This is a genomic window from Rheinheimera sp. 1928-s (genome assembly GCF_029269265.1).
Classification (GTDB): Bacteria; Pseudomonadota; Gammaproteobacteria; order Enterobacterales; family Alteromonadaceae; genus Pararheinheimera.
This window is the reverse complement of the sequence record NZ_JARIXP010000005.1, coordinates 80,355-102,505: the sequence shown is the minus strand read 5'-3', so window position 1 is coordinate 102,505 and position 22,151 is coordinate 80,355. Positions and strand designations below refer to the sequence as shown.

20 protein-coding genes are annotated in these 22,151 nt (G+C 46.5%); 12 read left to right on the top strand and 8 right to left on the bottom strand.

Annotated elements, in window-relative coordinates; genetic code table 11:
- Nucleotides 1-8: 8 nt before the first annotated feature.
- Nucleotides 9-542: a disulfide bond formation protein DsbB gene (dsbB, locus tag P3C17_RS13425; RefSeq protein WP_300929926.1), complete on the bottom strand. Its 534-nt coding sequence runs from the start codon at nucleotides 540-542 to the stop codon at nucleotides 9-11.
- A 182-nt stretch (nucleotides 543-724) separates the two neighbouring features.
- Between dsbB and fadR the strand changes: the two genes are divergently transcribed.
- Nucleotides 725-1,444, top strand: a complete 720-nt coding sequence (gene fadR / locus P3C17_RS13420) for a fatty acid metabolism transcriptional regulator FadR (RefSeq protein WP_008897841.1) — start codon at nucleotides 725-727, stop codon at nucleotides 1,442-1,444.
- 132 nt (nucleotides 1,445-1,576) lie between these two features.
- Nucleotides 1,577-3,823 carry an aminotransferase class V-fold PLP-dependent enzyme gene (locus P3C17_RS13415; RefSeq protein ID WP_300929925.1) on the top strand — a complete coding sequence of 749 codons (2,247 nt, stop codon included), beginning with the start codon at nucleotides 1,577-1,579 and terminating at the stop codon, nucleotides 3,821-3,823.
- 61 nt (nucleotides 3,824-3,884) lie between these two features.
- Here the strand turns inward: P3C17_RS13415 and P3C17_RS13410 are convergent, their stop codons facing one another.
- Nucleotides 3,885-4,553, bottom strand: a complete 669-nt coding sequence (locus tag P3C17_RS13410) for a ChrR family anti-sigma-E factor (protein WP_300929924.1) — start codon at nucleotides 4,551-4,553, stop codon at nucleotides 3,885-3,887.
- The gene (locus P3C17_RS13405; protein ID WP_147903700.1) at nucleotides 4,537-5,118 is read right to left on the bottom strand and encodes a sigma-70 family RNA polymerase sigma factor; all 582 of its coding nucleotides are present in this window, start codon (nucleotides 5,116-5,118) and stop codon (nucleotides 4,537-4,539) included. Before P3C17_RS13405 ends, P3C17_RS13410 begins: the two co-directional genes overlap by 17 nt.
- A 232-nt stretch (nucleotides 5,119-5,350) precedes the next feature.
- Here P3C17_RS13405 and P3C17_RS13400 point away from each other — a divergent pair, with 232 nt between their 5' ends.
- The 3 genes from P3C17_RS13400 to P3C17_RS13390 all read left to right on the top strand — a co-directional run bounded on the left by P3C17_RS13400 (nucleotide 5,351) and on the right by P3C17_RS13390 (nucleotide 10,920).
- Nucleotides 5,351-5,956: an NAD(P)H-dependent oxidoreductase gene (locus tag P3C17_RS13400; protein ID WP_300929923.1), complete on the top strand. Its 606-nt coding sequence runs from the start codon at nucleotides 5,351-5,353 to the stop codon at nucleotides 5,954-5,956.
- A gap of 187 nt (nucleotides 5,957-6,143) precedes the next feature.
- Nucleotides 6,144-8,294, top strand: a complete 2,151-nt coding sequence (locus P3C17_RS13395) for a hypothetical protein (RefSeq protein WP_300929922.1) — start codon at nucleotides 6,144-6,146, stop codon at nucleotides 8,292-8,294.
- Nucleotides 8,295-8,466: 172 nt separating this feature from the next.
- The gene (locus tag P3C17_RS13390; protein WP_300929921.1) at nucleotides 8,467-10,920 is read left to right on the top strand and encodes a prolyl oligopeptidase family serine peptidase; all 2,454 of its coding nucleotides are present in this window, start codon (nucleotides 8,467-8,469) and stop codon (nucleotides 10,918-10,920) included.
- A 31-nt stretch (nucleotides 10,921-10,951) separates the two neighbouring features.
- On the opposite strand, the gene P3C17_RS13385 is transcribed toward P3C17_RS13390, so the two are convergent.
- Nucleotides 10,952-11,611, bottom strand: a complete 660-nt coding sequence (locus P3C17_RS13385; protein WP_300929920.1) for an RluA family pseudouridine synthase — start codon at nucleotides 11,609-11,611, stop codon at nucleotides 10,952-10,954.
- A 103-nt stretch (nucleotides 11,612-11,714) separates the two neighbouring features.
- Here P3C17_RS13385 and P3C17_RS13380 point away from each other — a divergent pair, with 103 nt between their 5' ends.
- Entirely contained in the window at nucleotides 11,715-12,401 is a 687-nt protein-coding gene (locus P3C17_RS13380) for an RluA family pseudouridine synthase (protein ID WP_300929919.1), read from the top strand.
- Here P3C17_RS13380 and rrtA read toward each other — a convergent pair.
- Nucleotides 12,364-12,963 (bottom strand): rhombosortase, encoded by a 600-nt coding sequence (gene rrtA / locus P3C17_RS13375; protein ID WP_300929918.1) that lies wholly within the window; start codon nucleotides 12,961-12,963, stop codon nucleotides 12,364-12,366. The two genes, P3C17_RS13380 and rrtA, sit on opposite strands and share 38 nt — an antisense overlap.
- 142 nt (nucleotides 12,964-13,105) lie before the next feature.
- Between rrtA and ggt the strand changes: the two genes are divergently transcribed.
- On the top strand, nucleotides 13,106-14,842 hold the full coding sequence (ggt, locus tag P3C17_RS13370; protein WP_300929917.1) for a gamma-glutamyltransferase: 1,737 nt from the start codon (nucleotides 13,106-13,108) through the stop codon (nucleotides 14,840-14,842).
- A gap of 22 nt (nucleotides 14,843-14,864) precedes the next feature.
- Complete coding sequence (locus P3C17_RS13365; protein ID WP_300929916.1) at nucleotides 14,865-15,596, top strand: enoyl-CoA hydratase-related protein; 732 nt, start codon at nucleotides 14,865-14,867, stop codon at nucleotides 15,594-15,596.
- Nucleotides 15,597-15,666: 70 nt separating this feature from the next.
- Here the strand turns inward: P3C17_RS13365 and P3C17_RS13360 are convergent, their stop codons facing one another.
- Together P3C17_RS13360 and cysK are read right to left on the bottom strand one after the other, a co-directional pair.
- Nucleotides 15,667-16,110 carry a hypothetical protein gene (locus tag P3C17_RS13360; RefSeq protein WP_300929915.1) on the bottom strand — a complete coding sequence of 148 codons (444 nt, stop codon included), beginning with the start codon at nucleotides 16,108-16,110 and terminating at the stop codon, nucleotides 15,667-15,669.
- A 105-nt stretch (nucleotides 16,111-16,215) separates the two neighbouring features.
- The gene (gene cysK / locus P3C17_RS13355; RefSeq protein ID WP_300929914.1) at nucleotides 16,216-17,187 is read right to left on the bottom strand and encodes a cysteine synthase A; all 972 of its coding nucleotides are present in this window, start codon (nucleotides 17,185-17,187) and stop codon (nucleotides 16,216-16,218) included.
- A 126-nt stretch (nucleotides 17,188-17,313) separates the two neighbouring features.
- Here cysK and P3C17_RS13350 point away from each other — a divergent pair, with 126 nt between their 5' ends.
- From P3C17_RS13350 to P3C17_RS13335, 4 genes are all read left to right on the top strand, one after another.
- Complete coding sequence (locus tag P3C17_RS13350) at nucleotides 17,314-18,159, top strand: MoxR family ATPase (RefSeq protein ID WP_300929913.1); 846 nt, start codon at nucleotides 17,314-17,316, stop codon at nucleotides 18,157-18,159.
- A 1-nt stretch (nucleotide 18,160) separates the two neighbouring features.
- A complete protein-coding gene (locus tag P3C17_RS13345; RefSeq protein WP_300929912.1) occupies nucleotides 18,161-19,339 on the top strand; it encodes a VWA domain-containing protein in 1,179 nt (392 codons plus the stop codon).
- 57 nt (nucleotides 19,340-19,396) lie between these two features.
- Nucleotides 19,397-20,431, top strand: coding sequence for an RDD family protein (locus tag P3C17_RS13340; RefSeq protein WP_300929911.1), 1,035 nt, complete (start codon nucleotides 19,397-19,399; stop codon nucleotides 20,429-20,431).
- 203 nt (nucleotides 20,432-20,634) lie between these two features.
- Nucleotides 20,635-21,753: a beta-ketoacyl-ACP synthase III gene (locus tag P3C17_RS13335; RefSeq protein ID WP_300929910.1), complete on the top strand. Its 1,119-nt coding sequence runs from the start codon at nucleotides 20,635-20,637 to the stop codon at nucleotides 21,751-21,753.
- A gap of 65 nt (nucleotides 21,754-21,818) precedes the next feature.
- On the opposite strand, the gene P3C17_RS13330 is transcribed toward P3C17_RS13335, so the two are convergent.
- Complete coding sequence (locus tag P3C17_RS13330; protein ID WP_233081721.1) at nucleotides 21,819-22,127, bottom strand: isoamylase early set domain-containing protein; 309 nt, start codon at nucleotides 22,125-22,127, stop codon at nucleotides 21,819-21,821.
- Between the last annotated feature and the right edge of the window lie 24 nt (nucleotides 22,128-22,151).

Sequence of the window (22,151 nt, the reverse complement as noted above, 5' to 3'; positions counted from 1 at the left end):
CATTTTTATTAGTCGTATGGATTGTATTTTTTCTTCTTAAACTGGCTGAAAATTAACATCAGTGACAGCAGGGTATACACCACAAAAATAACCCGAGTCCAGACAGGCATGGAAAGATCCATAAAACGCCAGGCTATATCACCACACATACCTGTTGGATTAAAAACTTCCGGAAACCATTTATCTAAAGGCAAACCCAGCGGGAATTCAGGAAACAAACTGCAGGTATATAAACCACCGGATTGCACCAGCTCTTCTACGCCTATGTGTTCCTGGGTGATCATAAAACCCCAAACCGAACTCGCACTAAAAGTGAATAAAGCTATCCAGCGCAACAAACCATTAGTCGGTGAGATCAACGCGATCAGGGCTGCTAAAATCACACCTGTTAACGCCGCTCTGGCATAAACACATAACATGCAAGGCTGTAAATTCATCTGATATTGAAAGTACAACGCCAGACCTAACAACACCGTGGCTGACAGAGCTAAAACGAGCCATGCCGATCGTTGTTTTGACCATTTTGCCAGACTGGATAACATTCGGATCCCTTTGTTTGATAAAACAAAACTATAAGTCGGTCAATCTAAGGCAAAAACAGCCGAAAGACAACCCACAGCACGTCGAACAGCTATTTTTAATCCATAGCTTGTTAACTGCTTTGTCTCTGGTACAATCAGTGCCATTTATCTGACATTATAATAATGACAACGGGCCCCTCCGCATGACTATGAATTTAATTAAAGCGCAAAGCCCAGCTGGTTTTGCTGAAGAATATATTGTTGAGTCCATCTGGAATGGCAAATTTGCTCCAGGTTCCATTCTGCCGGCTGAGCGTGAACTGTCAGAGCTGATTGGGGTGACCCGTACTACCTTGCGTGAAGTATTACAACGTTTAGCCCGTGATGGCTGGCTGACTATTCAGCACGGCAAACCAACCAAAGTAAATAATTTCTGGGAAACCTCAGGGTTAAATATTCTGGAAACTCTGGCTCGTTTAGATGAAGAGCGCATGCCTGAGCTGGTAGACGAGTTGTTGTCTGCCCGCACCAATATCAGCGCCATTTACATTCGTGGTGCCATTAAAACTCATAAAGAACAGGTGATTGCATCTTTTGCAGGTGCTGAAGATTTGGCAGACACAGCTGAAGCTTTTGCAGCTTTTGACTACAACCTGAACCATGAAATGGCGCTGCATTCCTCGAATCGCATTTATGTGCTGATTTTAAATGGCTTCCGTGGTCTGTATAACAAAATCGCACGTTTTTACTTCTCATCGGCTGAAGCCCGTGAACTGGCTCGTCAGTATTACAACCAGTTGAAGCAATATGCTGAAGCCGGTAAACATGACGAAGTGGTGTTTGCGGTACGTAAGTACGGTAAAGAAAGTGGAAAAATCTGGGCTGGCTTACGCTCACAAATTCCAAAAGATTTAATCGAGTAATCTGAAACCGCCGAAAGGCGGTTTCCTGTTTTAGCGCTGAAGATACTTATCCCCTGCAGCCTTGCCACAACAGGTGGGGCTGGTTATTATATTGCCATATATAATATAACCTTTAGTTATATGGGGCGAACCATGCAAAAGCCTGCTACCCGGCCACAAGAAATTTATCTGGATAATAATGCCACGACTCCCGTACTGGCTTGCGCCGCTGCGGCGGTGCAACATACGATGCAGCAATGTTTTGGCAATCCAAGCAGTAGCCACAGTACTGGTATTAAAGCCAAAGTTGAGCTGGAAAGCACCAGACAACTCGCTCGTCAGCTGATTGGTGCTGGTTCCGGCGATATCGTCTTTACCTCTGGAGCTACCGAAGGTATTCAAAGTTCTATTTTCTCCGCCTTGTTGCATGCACGCATGTCAGGAAAAACAGGGCCTGCTTATAGCTTGCTGTATGGTGCCACAGAGCACAAAGCCGTACCTCAAAGCCTTGAACACTGGAATCACGTATTGCAGCTGGGCGCCACTATTAAAGCTATTCCTGTGGATCAGCATGGCTTGCTGGATTTTGATTTTATCCAACAAGAATTGCCCAACACCCTATTGATATGCACTATGGCTGCGAATAATGAAACAGGTGTAAAGCAGGATTTGACCGCGTTGCAGCAGCTTATTCGCAGCGTCGCGCCGCAGGTACTGTGGATGGTGGACTGTGTGCAGGCGCTTGGAAAAATGCCATTGCAGCTTGAGCACATGACCATAGACTATGCACCCTTTAGTGGCCATAAACTCTATGCACCCAAAGGTATAGGCTTTTTGTATCTGCGTAAAGGCACACCTTACCAGCCGTTGCTGGCTGGTGGCGGGCAAGAGAGTGGCTTGCGTTCAGGTACTGAAAACCTGCCAGGTATTGCAGCTTTGCAGGCTATTTTCCAACAACTGAAATTAAAAGAAGGGTCGGTATTTCAGTCTGAGCAACAACTTTGGACTTACCGTGATCAACTGCTTTTCGCATTACGCCAGGTTTTTCCTGATTTAGTACTCAATAGCGACCAACCTTATATAGTGCCCACCACCATCAACTTTTCTGTGCCGGGTTTTGCCAGCAAAGATATTATGGATTTGTTTGATGCTGCTGGTATTCGTGTCAGCTCGGGTTCGGCTTGCAGCTCTAAAATTCCGACCAGCTTTGTGCTGAATGCGATGGGTTTGCCGCTGTGGCGCAGCCAGGGCGCTATCCGTTTATCCTTTGGCCCGGCTATGACTGCAGAAGAGTGTCAGCAGGCCTGCAAAGCTATTCTGGCATTAAAGGCGGTGGTCAATTCCTGTTGTTTGGTATTAAGTGATGCCAGTAGCACAGAGCTTCAGCCTTTAGCAGGCTTAGTGCAGTTAAAACACGAAGATTTATGCAGCTATTTGCTGGTGTCGGCTGAGACCTCAGAAGTCATTATTATTGATGCTGCATTAGCCCTGGCCAGCCGTATTGCGCTTTTAGTGCAGGGCCATCAGTTAAAAGTACGGGCTATTCTGGATACTCATTTGCACAAAGACCATCCCTCGGCCCGGCCTGAGTTGGTTACTTTGTTAACTGATTTACTGAACCCGGTAAATACCAACAGCCTTGGCTGGCCTTTAGACGAAACCAGCCTGAAGATGGGGTCTTATCAGTTGGATACTGTGGCAACTCCAGGCCATAGTCCTGAAGCTGTGACTATTTTGGTACGGCAGCATCAGCAACAAAAGTTTGCTTTTGTTGGCGATTTTATTCTGCCAGGAGGCACTGGACGACTGGATTTACCTGGTGGAGACAGTCAGGCGTTTCGCCAGAGTTTACGAGCTTTGGGGCAGCAATTAGAAGCTCAAACCTTATTAGTCTCCAGTCATGACTATGCTCAGCGGTTTTTCACCCGTTGGGACCTGATGCTGCAGGAGCAGCCAGTGTTGCAACAGGTGCTGAATACTGAAGATACAGCAGAGCTGTGGTTAAGCGAGTTACAACGTCAAACCGACTGGCTACAGCAGCAATCAGGGCATTTTTGTGGCGTGGTGGAAGTCTGTGTATCTGATGCAACTGCTGTAATTGATAAACATCAGATTGTGGCGTTAATACAGCAATATCCGGGTTTGCAAATTTGGGATGTGCGTGAAGCTCACGAGCAGGCCGCTGGCGCTTTGTCAGTGTATTTACCTGACTTGGCTGCTAAAGAAGTTCCTTTGTCCGCCTTGGTACAGCAAGTCGCTGATCAACACACAAAAACACCACAACCTGTCCTACTGGTTTGCCGTTCAGGTAATCGTAGTTTGTTGGCCGCCAAAGTGCTGAACAGAGCAGGGTTTGAACTGGTGTTTAACTTAAAAGGTGGGGTAGCGCTTTTAGCTTGAAGCAATACTCTTCGTATTAGCTGTGACAGATAGACGGGCGACCATAAAGGTCGCCCCTACTTTAGTAAAACAGATGCTGCAGAGGGTTTAACAAACGGGTTAAGCCTTTTTTAAACTTCAGTGGTGCTGTTAATACCGACAAACATAAACAATCTTCACTCATAGTGCGCGGCGTATGGGTATGGTCTGGTGTATTAATTAATAAATCGCCTTCACCATAACAACCTGATTCGTCGTAGATTTTACCCTTAAGCACCAGAGTAATTTCCAGCCCTAAATGGGTATGTTGTGGCACTTCGCTGTCTTTGCGAATATAAAGTAAAGACACATTATGTTGATCTTCACCCGCCAGTTTAGCAGTGCTGATCCCGCCCAAATTTAACCATTTGAGCTTGTTTTTCAGCAGTGGTTTTAACGAAGCCGGCAATAAAATTTCACTATTCTGAATTTGCACAGCAAAAGGCTGTCGCTCTGTCAGCTGAACTGCAATTTCAGGTTGAGCGGTAATAAAATCCAGCATCTGTTGCCAGTCAGTCTCTGCGCTTTGTTCCTGGGGTAAGGCGGCTAAATGTGCCCCGGCTTCAGCTTCCAAATCCATTTTAATGCGTTGACAATGTGGGCACAGATCCAGATGTGCTGCAATAGCCAGGCTTAATTCAGGGGCCAGACTGGCTTCAATATACTGTTCCAGCAGCTCAAGCGCCGGGTGATATTTAACTGCGTGGATCATCGATAGCCTCTCTTAATCTGTCGAGCGCAAGACGAATACGGGATTTCACTGTGCCTAAAGGGATTGCCAGTTCTTCCGATACTTCCTGATGCGATTTTTCTTCTAAATACACCTTTTCCATCACGTCACGCTGCGCTGGCGGCAACTTGGCAAAATGGGGAGCCACTTTTTCTGCCAGTAACCATAAATCCCACTCGTTACTGTCCGTGCCTTCCTGCTCAGGATAATCACCATCAAAAAACAAGTCGTCGGCAGACAGCTCATCTTTGCGACTTTGTTTTTTGCGTAACATATCAAACCGCACATTACGGGCAATGGTAAAAATCCAGGTAGAAGCACAGCCACGGCTTGCATCAAACAATCTGGCTTTTTGCCAGACATTGAGCATGGTGTCCTGCACCATCTCCATGGCTTGTTGTTCGTTACCAAACATTTTTAAACCAAAAGCTTTTAAGCGTGGTGCAAAATAACTAAATAGCTGTGAATAGGCTTGTTTATCACGATCCACTGCAATAAAAGTTAAAGCTTGTTCCCACTGCGCATTGTCTTGTGGTTGAACTGACATAGATCCTTGAATACCGGGCCTTTGATAATTCCTGTCATCATGCCTTTGAACTGATGTTGGATCCAACATTATTCCAATCCTGTCTGTATCAATTTTGCTTGTGCTTTATTTACGCTGCGGATTTAACTTTAGATTGATTCTAAAAATAGAAAGGTTTGTCTGATTTATTCTGATTTATTATCTAAAAAGTTAAAGTTATTCTGTCATTACTAACTCGACAGGAGAAACCACCATGGCACATGTATTAGTAATTAATAGTTCTATAAGCGGCGACAAAGGTCAATCGACTCAGTTAAGCCAGCAATTCTTAGCTTCTTTACCTGCAGGCTTCAGTACTGAAACTGTTGATCTGGTTCAGGACAGCTACCCACATTTAACCATGACAGAAATGGCGGCCTGGATGACCCCAGAGTCAGACCGTACTGAAGATCAGAAAGCTTTAGCTGCCTTGTCAGACGACGCAGTTGCCCAAATTAAAAAGGCTGATGCTATTGTGATTGGCGTTCCTATGTACAACTTCGGTGTCCCAAGCCAGCTGAAAGCCTATTTTGACCGTCTGGCTCGTGCTGGTATTACCTTTAAGTACACTGAAACAGGTCCTGTAGGCTTGTTACAAGACAAACCAGTGTTTATTTTCGCAACTCGTGGTGGTTTGTATCAGGGCACTCCAATGGACTCGCAAACTCCGTTTGTCACTGCTTTGCTGAATTTCATTGGTTTAAAAGATTTAAACTTTATTTACGCTGAAGGTTTAAATATGGGACCTGAAAGTGCAGAAAAAGCCTTATCTGCGGCGAAAGCCCGTATTGCTGAATTAGCACCAGCTGTGGCCGCTTAACAACGGCCTTGGTTTTCTTTTGACCTGTTCCATTTCCCGCAAGCTTTGGCCACTTTGATTAAGTGGCCTTTTTTGAAAAAACTCTGCTTTTCCGTTGTTATTAAACCACTTTCTTCACTTAGGGTTTGGTAAGTATGCTGGCTCTGAATTATGCTAGGTAAAACTTATGCCTCAGGGAGAGCAAGCTTTGGCAACTATTCAATCTCAATATAAATGGCGTTTTTTCAGATCAGGTGGTTTTGATCAGGTGGCGCTGGATTCAGCCGCAGATCTGCAGCATTTAACTGAACTCGACCCTAAACTCTGGACAGTATTGAACTGTCCTACCACAGGCCTTGAATTTGACAGCCGCACCTTGGCCTTGTTGGATCTGGATGGTGATGGTCAAATCCGGGTGCCGGAAATTCTTGCTGCGGTGCGCTGGTGTTGTGAGCGGTTGCCGGATGCTGAAATCATGTTTAAAGCACCGGGCTTACCGCTTAACGCTATTGATGATCAAGACGCAGAAGGAGCGAACCTCAAAGCTGCAGCGCTTCGTGTGCTTGAAATTACAGGTAAAACACAAGCCGATCTATTGCAGGTTGCGGACCTGGCCGATATGACGCTGCTTTTTTCTCCACACCATTTTAATGGGGATGGCGTGGTGATGGCAGAGCTGACGTCGGATACCGGGCTGGTTCAACTGATCACTGAAATTATTCAGACTCAGGGCGGACAGCCGGATCGTAGTGGTGGTTTGGGGATCCATAGTGAGAGCCTGAATGCGTTTTACCAACAAGCTACCGCTGTGGTGGAATGGCATGCGGCCGGAGGTTCTGACGACCCTCTGTTTTGCCCGCTGGGTGATAAAACCGCAGAAGCTGTTGCAGCATTTGAAGCGGTAAAAGCCAAAGTCGATGACTTTTTTGTTCGCTGTCAGTTGGCCGCTTTTGATAGTCGCGCTGCAGAAGCGTTAAATCCTGCTGTTGCTGCCTATGACTTACTGAGTAATAAAGCCATTAGTGCTGTAGATACTGATGTTGCGGCCTTACCTTTAGCAGCTATTGCCGCAGGGCAATCCTTACCGCTGGGCGAGGGGGTTAACCCGGCCTGGGCCAGTGCTGTGACCCACTTCAAACTCCTGGTCGTTGATCCTTTGGTTGGCAGCAAAAGCAAAAGTAAAGCCGGGCATTTAACGGCTGATCAGTGGCAACAGATATGTGAGCTATTAGAGCCCTGGCGCGCATGGCAGGCGGCTAAACCAGACACTACTTTGCATCAACTGGAGCTTGAACGTCTGCAGGCTATAGTGGCCGGAGATGGCAAAGAACGTCTGGAAGCTTTAATTGCTCAGGATCTCGCAGCATCCACTTTTGCCGATAATGTCGATGCAGTAGAGCGTCTGGTGCGATATCAGCGTGATTTAGTGACTTTATTACGCAATTTTGTGTCGTTAAGTGATTTTTACCAACGCAAACATAAAGCGATTTTCCAGATCGGAACCTTGTATCTGGATCAGCGCAGCTGTGAGCTGGTGCTGAAAGTATCAGACATGGCCCGTCATGCCACTATGGCCCCTTTTAGTGGTTGTTATCTGGTGTACTGTACTTGTGAGCGTCAGGGCGAAGTTCCGTTGCAGATAGTGGCAGCCTTGACTGCCGGAGACGTTGACGAGTTAATGGTACCAGGCCGAAACGGTGTGTTTTATGACAGGCAAGACCGTGACTGGCGCGCTATGGTGACTAAAGTGGTGGCTCAGCCTGTCAGTATTGGTCAGGCGTTCTGGTCTCCTTACAAAAGAGTTGCGGCTTTTATTGAAGCTCAGTTGCAGAAGTTTGCTGCTTCGCGTGATAAAGACATCGAAGCGAAAACCACGACAGGTGTGACTACAGCGGCTACGCCAGCACCAACTCCGGCAGCCACTGCTGCTGCGGCCGGTTTTGATATCGCTAAATTTGCTGGTATTTTTGCTGCTTTAGGTTTAGCTGTTGGCGCTATTGGTACAGCGTTGGCCGCTGTGATGGCAGGACTTTTTTCGCTGGTCTGGTGGCAAATTCCATTAGTCATTATCGGTGTCTTGCTGTTGATTTCAGGACCTTCCATGTTGATGGCGTTTTTAACCTTGCGGCGACGTAATCTTGGACCTCTGCTGGATGCCAATGGCTGGGCAGTGAACACCAGAGCCAAAATTAATGTGCCTTTTGGTGCGGCTTTAACAGGTTTAGCTCGTTTACCTGCAGGAGCAAAACGCAGTTTAGCCGACCCTTTTGCTGAGAAAAAACGGCCTTGGGGCAGTGTGTTGATCCTGTTGCTGGTTTTAGCTGGTGCAGGGTTGTTCTGGTGGTTCAGACTCAATTAAAGCCTGTCGATGAAAACAGCCTGCGAAATCTTTTTGCAGGCTGTTTTCAGCTCTTCCCATTCCACTTATCGCCTGCCAACAGCCATTAAACCTATGCTATTCATACAGCTCTTGGTCTTTGGCTGATTTCTTTGTATAAAGAGCTTACAACCACCACTAAAAAAGAATATTAATGAAAACAAAACCATGGTTAGTAGCGGCTTTTGTCGCGGCAAGTTTTATTGGTTCTGCTGTTGCGGCTGAACCTCAAACCTATAAACTCACTCCTGTCAGCGTCAAAGCGCCGGAAAATGCAGCCCATGCCCCTTTTACTATGGAGCAGATTATGGCGCATCCGGACTGGTTGGGTCGCCCGGCAGAAGGAGCTTATTGGGCTGATAACAACAGTCAGTTGTACTTTCAGCAAAAACGTCAGGGTTCAGAAATTCGTGACTGGTACAGCTTAAAAGCAGAGCAGGGTGCTTTGGCAACAGTGGTGCCTATGGCCGACTGGCATTTAATGGGATCGGCGCGCACTGTCTATAGTCAGGATGGTAAATCACTGGCCTATTTGTTTGAAGGCAATGTCTTTGTTAAACATCAGGGCAAGTTAACGCAAGTGACACGAAGCTCAACGCGTTATGACGAAGTGCAGTTTTTAGCGGATGGCCGTTTGGTATTCCGTGCTGGCTGGACTTATCAGGTGCTGGATTTAAACAGCGGTGCTGTCACTGAACTGGTTAGCCTTAAAAATGCGGATAAACCAGCGGCCCCTAAAGTAGACACTTCCTATCTCGCGCAAGAACAGCACAAACTCATCGACTTTGTTGCTTTGACGCATAAAAACAAAGCAGAACAGTTTGAACAGCGGCAGTTACTGGCGGCGCAAAACCATGCGCTGGCGATTCAGGCGGTTTATTTGAATAAAGATAAGCGCATTGCATCGGCCAGTCTCTCTCCAAAAGGCGATATGTTGCTGGTCGCGTTAGCGGATAAAGGCGAATGGCGTGATAAAACTGACATTATGCCCAACTACATCACTGCTTCTGGTGATATAGCCTCTGAACAAGTACGTCGCCGTGTGGCAGATCAAAAACCTCAATCGCACCAGTTGTTTTTGGTTGATGTGAAAACTCAGCAGGCAACAGAGCTGAAATTTAATGATTTGCCTGGTTTTGATGAAGATGTGCTGGCGGCTGTGAAAGCAGAAAATGCCAAAGCACAGGGCAAAACTTACCAGTCGAAAAAAGCGCCTCGTGCTATTGAATTAATTAACGACTGGAGCTGGAGTCAGTCTGCTATCCAGTGGCATGATTCAGGCTCACAAGTGGCAGTGATGCTCAAAGCCTGGGACAACAAAGACCGCTGGTTGGCAACAGTAGATTTCGCGAAAAAGCGCTTGGTCAATCAGCACAGATTGCATGACGATGCCTGGATTAACTACAGTTTCAACGACTTTGGCTGGTTAAGCCAAAAAGAAACCTTGTATTACCTGTCAGAAGAATCAGGTTATGCTCATTTGTATGTTAAACCCGTGAATGGCGCTGCAAAGAAACTGACCGCCGGTACTTTTGAAGTCAGCAATCCGCGTTTAACTAAAAACGATCAGTACCTGTATTTCAAAGGCAATATGAGCCATCCTGGCATTTATGAAGTGTATCGTGTCAGTTTAGCTTCAGGTCAGTTGGAGCAAATGACAGCGCTTAAAGGTTCGGCGGATTACCAGTTATCACCTGATGAAAATAAACTACTGTTGACCTGGTCCAACTCTGTCACTCCACCAGAGTTGTATCTGATGGACAACAAACCTAAAGCCAAAGTCAGCCGTTTGACCCACACAGTGTCAGCAGAGCTGATGGCGTTAAATCTGACCGCACCACAAGTAGTTGCAGTGCCATCCAGCCATGGTAAACAGCCTGTGTTCTCTAAGCTTTATTTACCAAAAGATTATCAGCAGGGTGAAAAACGCCGCGCTGTGATCTTTAACCACGGCGCTGGTTATCTGCAAAACAGTGATTTGGGCTGGTCCGGTTATTTCCGTGAATACCTGTTTCATAACTTGCTGATCCAACAAGGTTATGTCGTATTGGATATGGATTACCGTGCATCAAAAGGTTACGGCCGTGATTGGCGTACAGCCATTTACCGTCAGATGGGTACTCCTGAAACTCAGGATTTAGTCGATGGTGTGAAATACCTGGTGGCCAATGCTCATGTCGATGAAAAACGTGTGGGTACTTATGGTGGCTCTTACGGTGGTTTTATGACCTTTATGGCACTCTTCACTGAACCAGATCTGTTTAAAGCTGGTGCTGCTTTACGTCCTGTCAGTGACTGGGCTTATTACAACCATGGGTATACCTCCAATATTCTGAATACACCTGATGTTGACCCCATAGCCTACCGTCGCAGTTCACCGATTTATTTCACTGAAGGTTTAAAAGGTAAGCTGCTAATTAATGCGCCTATGGTGGATGACAACGTGTTTTTCCAGGACGTAGTGCGTTTGGTGCAGCGTTTGATCGAACATGAAAATGCCAACTTTGAGACGGCAATTTATCCGGTCGAACCTCATGGTTTCCGTCAGCCAAGCAGCTGGCTGGATGAATACAAACGTATCTTCCGTTTATTTGAACAAGAGCTATAACAGGATCAGGGTCAGAGCTTTTGCTCTGACCCTACTCAAAATCAGGTTCCAACTCAAAACGTAACAACTGCGAAGAATAAGGCTGATACACTTCTAAACATAAAGCCTGTAATAACAAACGTGGTGCTGCGGCATAAGCTTCATCATGAGCATAAAAGGCATCGCCTAAAATGGGATGCCCCAGACTTTGCATATGCACCCGCAATTGATGTGAACGCCCCGTCACAGGTCGCAGTTCCACTAAGCTACTTTGACCATCAAAACTTAAACGCTGAAAATGAGTCAGAGCTGCTTTGCCGGTTTTTTCACAGATTTTTTGTAAGGGGGGCTGGGTTGCATCTGCGATCAGTGGGGCATTCACCATGCCTTGTTCGGCAATTTCACCCCAGACTCTGGCGCGGTAAATTTTTTTCACGGAACGTGAGGCAAACTGTTGTTTCAGCGCCGCTTCTGCTTTACGGCGTAGCGCAAACACCACTAAACCAGAGGTGCTCATATCGAGGCGGTGCACCAATTGAGCGAGTGGAAACTGTTGCTGCACTCTGTGCAATAAGCAGTCCTGCATATCTTCAGCACGGCCCGGATTGGTGAATAAACCACTGGGTTTATTCACCACCAGAATGTCTTTATCCAGATACAAAATATCCAGCCAGGGTTCGGCTGGTGGGTTATATACAAAAGGCCTTTGCATCCACTCACTCTTATTTATACAGATGGTTAGTACAGATATAGCTACTGCAGTTATGACGCCAATTCTGGCATACTAGCGCCAACTTTGTATCTAGTTTTTTAAAATGACAATAACGATTAATGATTTAGCAATTTTGCCTGCGACCAGCGAAAACTGGGATTTGTTGTATCAGGATGAGCATCTGCTGGTGGTGAATAAACCTGCGCATTTATTAACAGTGCCAGGCCGGCATCCGAAAAATCAGGATTGCCTGATAAGCCGGGTGCAACTGGAATTCCCTTCTGCCTCTGTTGTGCATCGGCTGGATTACGACACCTCGGGTTTATTGGTACTGCCTCTGACGAAAAAAGCGCTGTCGACTATCAGCAAAGAGTTTCAAAGCAGGGGCACAAAAAAGATGTATCAGGCTGTGGTGTCTGGTGTGCCACATCCATCAGAGGGCACAGTGGATAAGCCCATCGCCGCCGACCCCGACAACAGGCCTTTGTATAAAATCAGCGCAGATGGCAAAGCTTCTGTAACGCACTACAAGGTGCTGAAACTATTACCACAGCAGCAGGCTACTTTAGTGCAATTAGAGCCGGTGACAGGGCGCTCACACCAGTTGCGGTTGCATATGCAAAGCATAGGGCATGCAATTTTAGGTGACCCGTTTTATGCTACCCAAGCCCAGCAACAGCAAAGCAGCCGTTTAATGCTGCATGCAGCGATGTTGGAATTTACCCATCCACAAAGCGGGCTTTTGATGAGTTTTACTGCTGAACCTGACTTTTTGCAGGCTTTACGCTGACAACAAACACCAGTCCAAGCAACACACCAGATATCACCCCATACAAATGAGCGTCTATGGCCACATTAGCATCTATTAATGCGGCCAGTTCCGGATCTGGCCCTTGCCACTGTTCGTAGCTTACTTTTGCTATCACACCCAACAGAATAAGCCAGCCGGACTGGATCTTGTGTTTAATATCCAGCAAAGCGCCGACGGTAATAAAGCAATGTAACCAACCAGATAAACCGACATAAATTTGAATGTCAGGACTGAACAGATACAAAAGTACACTGATGCCTATACAGCCTGACAGCAGCAAGAGCGTAAAAGAGCTCAGTTGGTAATAGAGCTGATGCAGCATCAGCATAAGCAGTAAAGCACCCAAATTCATAAGCAAATGCCAGTGATTGCTGTGCAGTAAATGCCCGGTTAAAGCGCGCCAGATTTGTTCTGGTTGGGATCTGTGGTATTCGAGCACAGATCGGATACTGTCCGGCAACAGATGCAGCAGTACCAACAACAGAGCAAAAGCCAGCATGGCGTATTGAAAGGTAGAAAAAGCGCGAAAATTCATCAACATCTTCGTTCACTGAATAGAATAGCTGCTATGCAAAAGCATTCGTCGCTTCAGGTCAAGGCTTTTAACGTGAAAAGGCGTTTCAGTCATTGATCCAACTGGCCCGACTAGGTAAGGTGAAGGTCTATTGAATGCAGGAAAAATAATGATAACAACTCAATTTAAGCTTCGGATCCTGACAGCGGCATTGCTGTTCAGTAGCAGCACTTTATTTGCCGCAATAACAGACCCTGAAGCCACCACTGGTATAGAACAAAAACAACTTGCCACAGCCAAACACTATATGGCTTCCGCTGCTAATCCGTTGGCGGTCAAAGCGGGCGAACAAATTCTTGCCAAAGGCGGTAGTGCAGTGGATGCAGCTATTGCTATGCAACTGATGTTGGGGCTGGTGGAGCCACAAAGTTCAGGTATTGGCGGTGGTTTGTTTTTACTGCATTGGGACAAACAGCAGACCAAATTAACCTCCATTGATGGCCGCGAAACAGCGCCATCCTCAGCCGGACCAGATTTGTTTATGGAACAGGGCCAGTTGATGCGCTGGCGTGATGCTTTTGTAGGCGGTAAGTCTGTTGGCGTCCCTGGTGTGATTAAAGCGCTGGAACAGGCTCATCAGCAGCATGGTGTGTTGCCTTGGGCTGAGCTTTTTGCGCCTGCTATTCAAACTGCAGAGCAGGGTTTTGTGGTATCGCCCCGTTTAGCTGGTTTGTTAAAGGCCAACTGGAACCCGGGTTTAGATAAATTTACTCAAACAGCGGCTTATTTTAAAACGGATGGTCAGTGGCTACAGGCTGGATTTGTCCGGAAAAACCCGGATTATGCGGCTTTACTGAAACAGATAGCGAAAGACGGCAGTAAGGCGTTTTATCAGGGCGACAATGCCAAAGCTCTGGTGGCCGCTGTGCAACAGGCTCCTGTTAATGCAGGCAAGATTAGCCTGAAAGATTTAAGTTCTTACCAGACTAAACAGCGTGAGCCTATCTGCATCCCTTATCGGCAGTTTAAAATTTGCAGCATGGCGCCACCAAGTTCTGGAGGTTTAGCTGTATTGCAAATGATGGGCATGCTGGCGCATCAGCCTTTGGCAAAACTAAAACCCAATTCAGTGGAGGCGATTCATCTGATCAGCCAGGCCGGTAAGCTGGCCTTTGCCGATCGTGAACGTTTTGCTGCCGACCCGGACTTTGTCAAAGTGCCAGTGCAAGGTTTACTGGCTGCTGATTATTTAAAACAACGCGCCAGCTTATTGACTGCGCTTGAAGGCGAGCCTGCTGTAGCGGGAGAGCCACAAGGTGCTGAACCCTTGGCGTCAGGTAACGCCATTGAATTTGCCAATACCAGTCATTTATCTGTGGTCGACAGCAAAGGTAATGCGGTCAGTATGACCACCAGTATCGAAAATGCCTTTGGTTCAGGTTTATTTGTTAATGGTTATCTGCTGAACAATCAACTGACCGACTTTTCGTTGCAGGCAAAAGTAGATGGCTATTGGGTGGCCAATAGAGTGGAAGCTAATAAAAGACCAAGGTCCTCTATGGCTCCTGTGATGGTGTTCGATCAGAAAGGCACACTGATTTATATCACCGGCTCACCAGGCGGCAGCCGCATTATCAATTATGTAGCGCAAAACTTAGTGGCTGTGCTGGATTGGAAAATGGATGCACAACAAGCGGCGAACCTGCCACGATTCACTCATCGTAATGACGCTTTGGTGCTGGAACAAAATACCAATTTAAGTCAGTTGGTTCCTGCATTACTGGAACTGGGATATCAACCAAAACTAGCAGATTTAAACAGCGGTATTCATGCCATTGAGATTAAAAACACCCATTTAGAAGGTGCGGCCGACCCACGTCGCGAAGGCATAGCAGCCGGCCAGTAGCCTAACAAGGATCAGAACAAAAATGAGTATTGATGTATCCACAGCGCAAGGCGTTTTAACCCTTAGCCTGAACAGACCTGATAAAAAAAATGCACTGAACAAGCTGATGTATCAGCAATTGGTGCAGCAGTTACAGCAGGCAGCACAAAACGATGAAATCAAGGTCGTGTTGCTGCAAGGCTCAGCAGAGTGCTTTTCTTCAGGCAATGATTTAGCCGACTTTCTACAAAGTGGTGAGCTCAACGACGCCCATCCTACAGTGATGTTTTTGTATGAAATGGCAAAGTTTCCTAAGCCTGTAGTGGCTGCAGTGGCGGGTCTGGCTATTGGTATAGGAACTACAGTGCTGTTGCATTGTGATTTGGTCTACAGCACGGCCGATTGCCGTTTTCAGCTGCCTTTTACCCAGCTGGGGTTATGCCCGGAAGCAGGTTCTAGTCTGTTGTTGCCTTTGTTGATTGGACAGCAGCGTGCCAGCAGCATGTTATTACTGTCTGAAGCCATAGATGGCAACGAAGCGTACCGTTTGGGTCTGGTCAATCAACTGGTCGACAAAGAAAATCTGTTGGAGTTTGCGCTCAGCAAAGCGAAAAAGCTGTCTGCTTTACCTGCTGATGCAGTGCAAAGCAGTAAAAAGCTGATGAAAAGCGGCAGTGCTGTGAAGCAGGCGATAGAGCTGGAGCTGGCTGATTTTAGTCGTTTACTCAAAGGACCGGACTGTCAGCAGGTGATAGCGCAGTTTTTTAAACGCTAAGACTCAGCCCAAAAACAAGGGGCGACCTTGATGCTCGCCCGTCTTTTGTCCAATGTGATGGCGCAGCTTACTAAACAGCTGTTCTGGCATAAGGGTCCGATTTCACCCCTTCAACCAGCCACTGGCCATCTTCTTTTACCATTTTGACCACACGCAGTTCTATCTTCTTATTACCATTACTTTTGCCTTCAAACAACATGGTAATTTCAGCTGTATTGCCGTATTGCTCCCGCAGGTTTTTGCCGGTACGGTCAATGCTGATATTTACTTCATCAAAACTCATGTTATACAAAGTTCGCACCACACCTCGGGTATTACCATAAGCATCCAAAATACGGGCATAGGATTTTGTGCTCAGAGCTTTGGCTCTCTCTAAATCTTTGGTGGTGTACAAAGAATGAAAAAATTCGCCAGCAGCGAACTCAGGGGAACCTAAGTCAGCATTCACTTTAGGTGCTTCTTCAGAGCAAGCTAATAACAGCAAGGAAAATAACAGCACTAAAATTTTTTGCATTCGTGTTACCCAAAGTAGATGTTCGGCTTACAGTCTGGGGAAATATACGGGAAAAGTAAAGAAAAAGGCCACAAAAGTGGCCTTTCAATAAATCTAAGGTATTGATTAAGCTTGTAATTCGCTTTCGGTAAAGAAGTCTGCAAACAGCGCGCTGGATAAATAACGTTCTGTTGAACTTGGAATAATCACTACAATATTTTTACCAGCGTTTTCTGGCAGCTCAGCCAGGCGCTTGGCGGCAACTACGGCTGCACCTGAAGAAATACCAGCCAGAATACCTTCTTCTTTCATCAGACGGTGTGCCATAGCGATGGCGTCGTCGTTGCTGACTGTTTCTACCGCATCAATAATGGATAAATCCAGGTTGCCCGGGATAAAACCTGCACCTATGCCCTGAATTTTATGTGGACCAGGTTTAATTTCCTGACCGGCACGGGCCTGACTTATCACAGGTGAATCAACAGGTTCTACCGCTACGCTGAATAGCGGGTGTTTTTTTTGTTGCTTAATATAACGGCTGACACCGGTAATAGTGCCGCCTGTGCCTACACCAGCTACGAAGATATCGATGTTGCCATCTGTGTCATTCCAAATCTCAGGACCTGTGGTGTCAAAGTGGATTTGTGGATTGGCCGGGTTTTCAAACTGCTGTAGCAACACATATTTATCCGGTTCTGACGCCAGAATTTCTTTGGCTTTTTCGATAGCGCCTTTCATGCCTTTTGCGCCTTCGGTCAGCACTAAATTAGCACCTAAAGCTTTCAGCAGTTTACGGCGCTCTAAACTCATAGTGGCTGGCATGGTCAGAGTTAACGCATAGCCGCGGCTGGCGGCAACAAAAGCCAAAGCAATACCTGTGTTACCAGAAGTAGGCTCGATAATTTCTTTACCTGGGCCTAACAGACCTTTTTTTTCTGCATCCCAAATCAAGGCTGCACCTAAGCGGCATTTCACAGAGAAGCTTGGGTTACGGGATTCGATTTTGGCAAATACATTGGCACCAGATGTGACGCGCTTTAAGCGCACCAGAGGAGTGTTACCAATAGACAGTGAGTTATCTTCGTAGATCTTTGACATAATAAAAAACCTTCAGGGTCTGATGAATGGTTATAAGAATACTCGCGCCTTGTTAAAACGAAAGAAAAGATTTGATATAAGATATTCCCATCTTAAGCCTGCACCGTAAAAAAGAAGTAACCACAGATGATTTTTCAAAGCACAGAACACTATATTTTATCGCCGGAGCTGGCGCTGGCCGTCAATGCCGCAGTCACCTTAGAAAAACCTTTATTGATCAAAGGCGAACCTGGCACTGGCAAAACCCGTTTAGCTGAGGAGCTGGCAGCAAGTTTAGGCACTGATTTGATTAACTGGCAAATCAAATCCACCAGTAAAGCTCAGCAGGGGTTGTATGAGTATGATGCAGTTTCACGTTTGCGTGATGGCCAGTTGGGTAGTGAGCGCGTAGCGAACATCAGCAACTACATCAAGCCAGGTAAACTCTGGACCGCCTTTACAGCAGCAAAGCGCCCTGTGCTGTTGATTGATGAAATCGACAAAGCCGACATCGAGTTTCCAAACGATTTATTGCACGAACTGGATCGGATGTCATTTGATGTCTACGAAACAGGTGAGCGTATTAGTGCAAAGCAAAGGCCTATAGTGGTGATCACGTCCAACAATGAGAAGGAATTGCCGGACGCTTTTCTTCGCAGATGTTTTTTCCATTACATCCGTTTTCCCGACAAAGACACTTTAACTCAAATAGTGCTGGCGCATTTTCCGACCTTGCAGGCCGATTTACTGACAGCCGCACTCGAGGTATTTTTTGACTTGCGTGCAGTGGATGCGTTAAAGAAAAAGCCCTCGACCTCAGAGCTGTTGGATTGGTTAAAACTTTTGCTAGCCGAACAGATAGCGCCATCGGTGTTACAGGATAAACAGCATCAAGGCGGTTTAATGCCTTTGTACGGCGCCTTACTGAAAAACGAGCAGGATGTGGCCTTACTGGAAAAATTGGCCTTTATGGCTCGTCGTGCTGGCCGTTGATATGCTGATTTCGTTTTTTTTAACTTTACGCAAATATGGCCTGAAATCCAGCATCACTGAGCTGCTGGATTTACTTAAGGCTCTGCAGCAGCAACTGATTTTTGCAAGCACAGATGATTTTTATCTGCTGGCCCGTTTGTGTCTGGTCAAAGATGAAAGCCAGTACGACAAATTCGACAGGGCTTTTGCGGAGTATTTTGAAGGCGTTGAAAGTTTGGATTTAGCTGCGCTTATTCCGGATCACTGGCTACTGCCTGGGCTTATTCGTCAGTTGTCGGAGGAAGATAAAGCCAAACTGGCCTCTTTAGGTGGGTTGGAGCAGTTGCTGGAGCAATTTAAGCAGCGTTTAAAAGAGCAGCAGGAAAAACACGCAGGCGGCAATAAATGGATAGGCACGGGTGGCTCATCACCTTTTGGTGCTTATGGCTTTCACCCGGAAGGTATCAGAGTCGGCCAGCAGGGCAGTGGTCAGCGCCGTGCGGTCAAAGTATGGGATAAGCGTGATTTTAAAGACTTTGATCAAAACGCGGAGCTCAATCACAGAGCTATGCAGCTTGCTCTGCGGCAACTGCGGCGTTTTGCCCGCACCGGACAAGCCACAGAGCTGGATTTAAACGGCACTATAAAAGCCACAGCTCAGCAAGCGGGCTGGCTGGATTTAAAGTTTCAGAGTGAGCGGCACAATGCGGTCAAAGTGCTGATGTTTTTTGATATAGGTGGCTCGATGGATGATTATATTCATGAATGCGAGCAGCTATTTGCCGCGGCCCGCACCGAATTTAAGCATCTGGAGTTTTTCTATTTTCATAACTGCCCTTACGAGCAGGTATGGCGCACTCATCAAAGGCGTGCCGCGGATGCAGTCTCCGTTGCTCAGCTTTTGCAGACGTATCATAGTGACTACAAAGTGATTTTTGTTGGTGATGCCACTATGGGGCCTTATGAAATTACTTATCCGGGCGGCAGTGTGGAGCACTTTAACCCCGAATCTGGTGAAGTCTGGTTAAAACGCCTGCTGGATCATTTTCCCAATGCAGTTTGGCTCAACCCACAACCACAAGCCTGGTGGAGCCATTATCACTCTATTGAAATACTGCAGAAACTGATGCAGAACCAAATGTATGGCATGACGCTGGACGGTTTAAGTGGCGCCATCCGGCATTTATCAAAGCGGCATTGAAAAGGTCAGACGAACTGATTAAAGTGGTTTATTCATCAGGCATTTACGGGATATTTAATGCAGCACGAACAGCCAGAACATCAGGATATAAGGGAAGTAGCGCCTGACACTTTTGTCGACGAAACCGGCCACCAGTTAACGAAAAAAGAAGTACGGGAAATAGTCACACCTCATGCTTTTGTGGTAGCAGATGAATTGATAGGGCAGCCTTTGGCTAAACCTCTGCGCCGTGGTCTGGCTATCGGCATAGATGGGGTTATTATCAGTGGCCTCGCCTCTGCCAGCCTGATTTTTGTGCTACCCACTATGCTCTATCTTTGTTGGAACAGATACAAAGCCCAGAAGACAAATCATCTGTGGCTGATAGTGCTGGCTACTTTATGTACGCTGCTGACGCTGAACTGGGCACCTCACTGGGTGCAGGAGAAAGAGACAACCTCAGCCTCTGATTTGAATTTAACTCCACACGCTGGTGCTGAACTGGCCAAAGTGTCGATAGAGTTGTCCACCAAGGCTTGTGATGATCGTTGTGTTGAAGACAAAATAAAATCGCTGGCGCTTGAGTTACAGAAGTCTGGTGTCAGCACTGAACATCAGCGCGATTTGCTCGATGGTATGTTGGAGATCACTCCACTTAAAGGTGCTGAAAAACGTGCTTTACTGGATAAGTATGTGGCTGAACCACAAATGGTTGCGGAGCCAGTGACGACTGCGCCTGTTACGAAGCAAGAGAAGGAGGAGTCGTATTCAGTACTGGATAAACTAAAAAGCTCTGATTACAGCCTAATCAAATGGGTGAAGGGTATATTGGCAGACTTTGGTTTAGGTTTTGGCTGGGCTATGGCTTATTTTACCTTTTACACCAGTTGGAATAATGGCCAGACCATAGGCAAGCGGCTGACCCGTATTCGGGTGGTGCAACTGGATAACCAGCCATTAAGCTTATGGACCTCTTTTAGTCGTCAGGGCGGTTATGGCGCAGGTTTTGCGACGGGCCTGGTTGGTTTTGCTCAAATTTTATGGGATCCAAACCGGCAGGCAATTCAGGACAAAGTGGCCAGCACAGTGGTGATTTATACCCTTCCTACTTGAAGCCGCAGCGTTGTTGACTGCGCGCTGCAGCCCCAGTCACATAGGACAACTATGCTCCTGGGGTCTTTATCGCTTGTCGCCTAGCTGCAACTCCAATTAGTTTGGGTATATTCGTAGTGGCTGATTTCAGCGAAATTAAGCTAGAATAGCGACCAATTCAGCAACTCATTACAAGAAGTTGCGCTATGACAAGGGTATTCTGAATGAAAAATGTGCTGATCAGCGGCTCAGGCCTGTTTACTCCAACCGAAACTGTCACCAACGAAGAGTTAGTCGCCAGTTTTAATCAGTATGTCGATTTGTTTAATGAGCAATATGCGGCTGATATTGAAGCCGGTGAGCTGGCCGCTTTGGAGTATTCCAGCTGCGAGTTTATTGAAAAAGCCTCAGGCATTAAATCTCGCCATGTATTGCACAAAGAAGGTATTTTAGACCCAGCCGTAATGATGCCGGTTTTTCCAAAACGTGGCGAAGACGAACACCCTGAAATGGTGGAGATGGCCATAGTTGCGGCCCAGGAAGCCATGGCGCAAGCGGGCAAAACTGCGGCTGATATCGATCTGATTATTTGCGCAGCTTCTAATATTCAACGGCCTTATCCAGCCTTATCTATTGAACTGCAACAGGCTTTAGGGGCGGCAGGTTATGCCTTTGATATGAACGTGGCTTGTTCATCTGCCACTTTTGCTATCAGCAATGCGGTCAACGCTATTCGTGGCGGTATGGCCAAAGTGGTGCTGGTGGTCAATCCTGAATTTGCCTCCCCTCAGGTCAATTACACTAACAGAGACAGCCATTTTATTTTTGGTGATGTCTGTACCGCCACTATTATCGAAGCGGAAGAGACTGTCACTTCTAACAACGCCTACCGAATTCTCGGTATGAGTTTAAAAACTGAATTCTCTAATAATATTCGCTGTGACATTGGTTACACCGAACATTGCCATCCGGAAACAGACCCAGACGCGCCATTTTTTAAACAGCAGGGTCGCAAGGTATTTAAAGAGTTATTGCCTATAGTGGCCGACGTCATTTTAAACGAGATGCAGCGTTTAGCTGTGGCGCCAGATGATTTAAAACGCTTGTGGTTACACCAGGCCAATATCAATATGAACCTGTTTGCGGCGAAAAAGATCTTAGGTCGTGACCCTTTACCAGAAGAAGCTCCGTTGGTATTAGATACCTACGCCAATACAGCATCGGCGGGTTCTGTGATTGCCTTTCATAAAAACAAAGAAGGCATTCAATCCGGCGAAAAAGCCATTTTGTGCTCTTTCGGTGCAGGCTACTCAGTAGGTTGTCTGGTATTGGAAAAACGTTAATTAAAAATGGGGTCAGATCACATTATTGGCCAGGCCAATAATGTGATCTGACCCCATTTTTATAGTTACAACTGAACCACTGAATTCTGGTCGTAGCTGACCTGAGTGGGCACATAGCCATCGGCTTCATCATCATTCAGCCAGGTTTGACCATCCACTACATATCGGAATTGGTACTGTTTTTCTTTATCCAGAGTCAGGCTGGCGGTAAAGTCGCCTGTCTTGGTTTTTTTCATTAAAACTGCCTGCGGATCCCAGTTATTAAATTCTCCCGCTAAAGCCACACTTTGGGCTTGAGGGTAGTGATGACCTGCAAAGGTAAAAGTGACTTTGCATACTGGTTTGGTTTTTAAATACTGCTTACTGATACTCATAGATGCTTCCTTCCTGAATTAGCC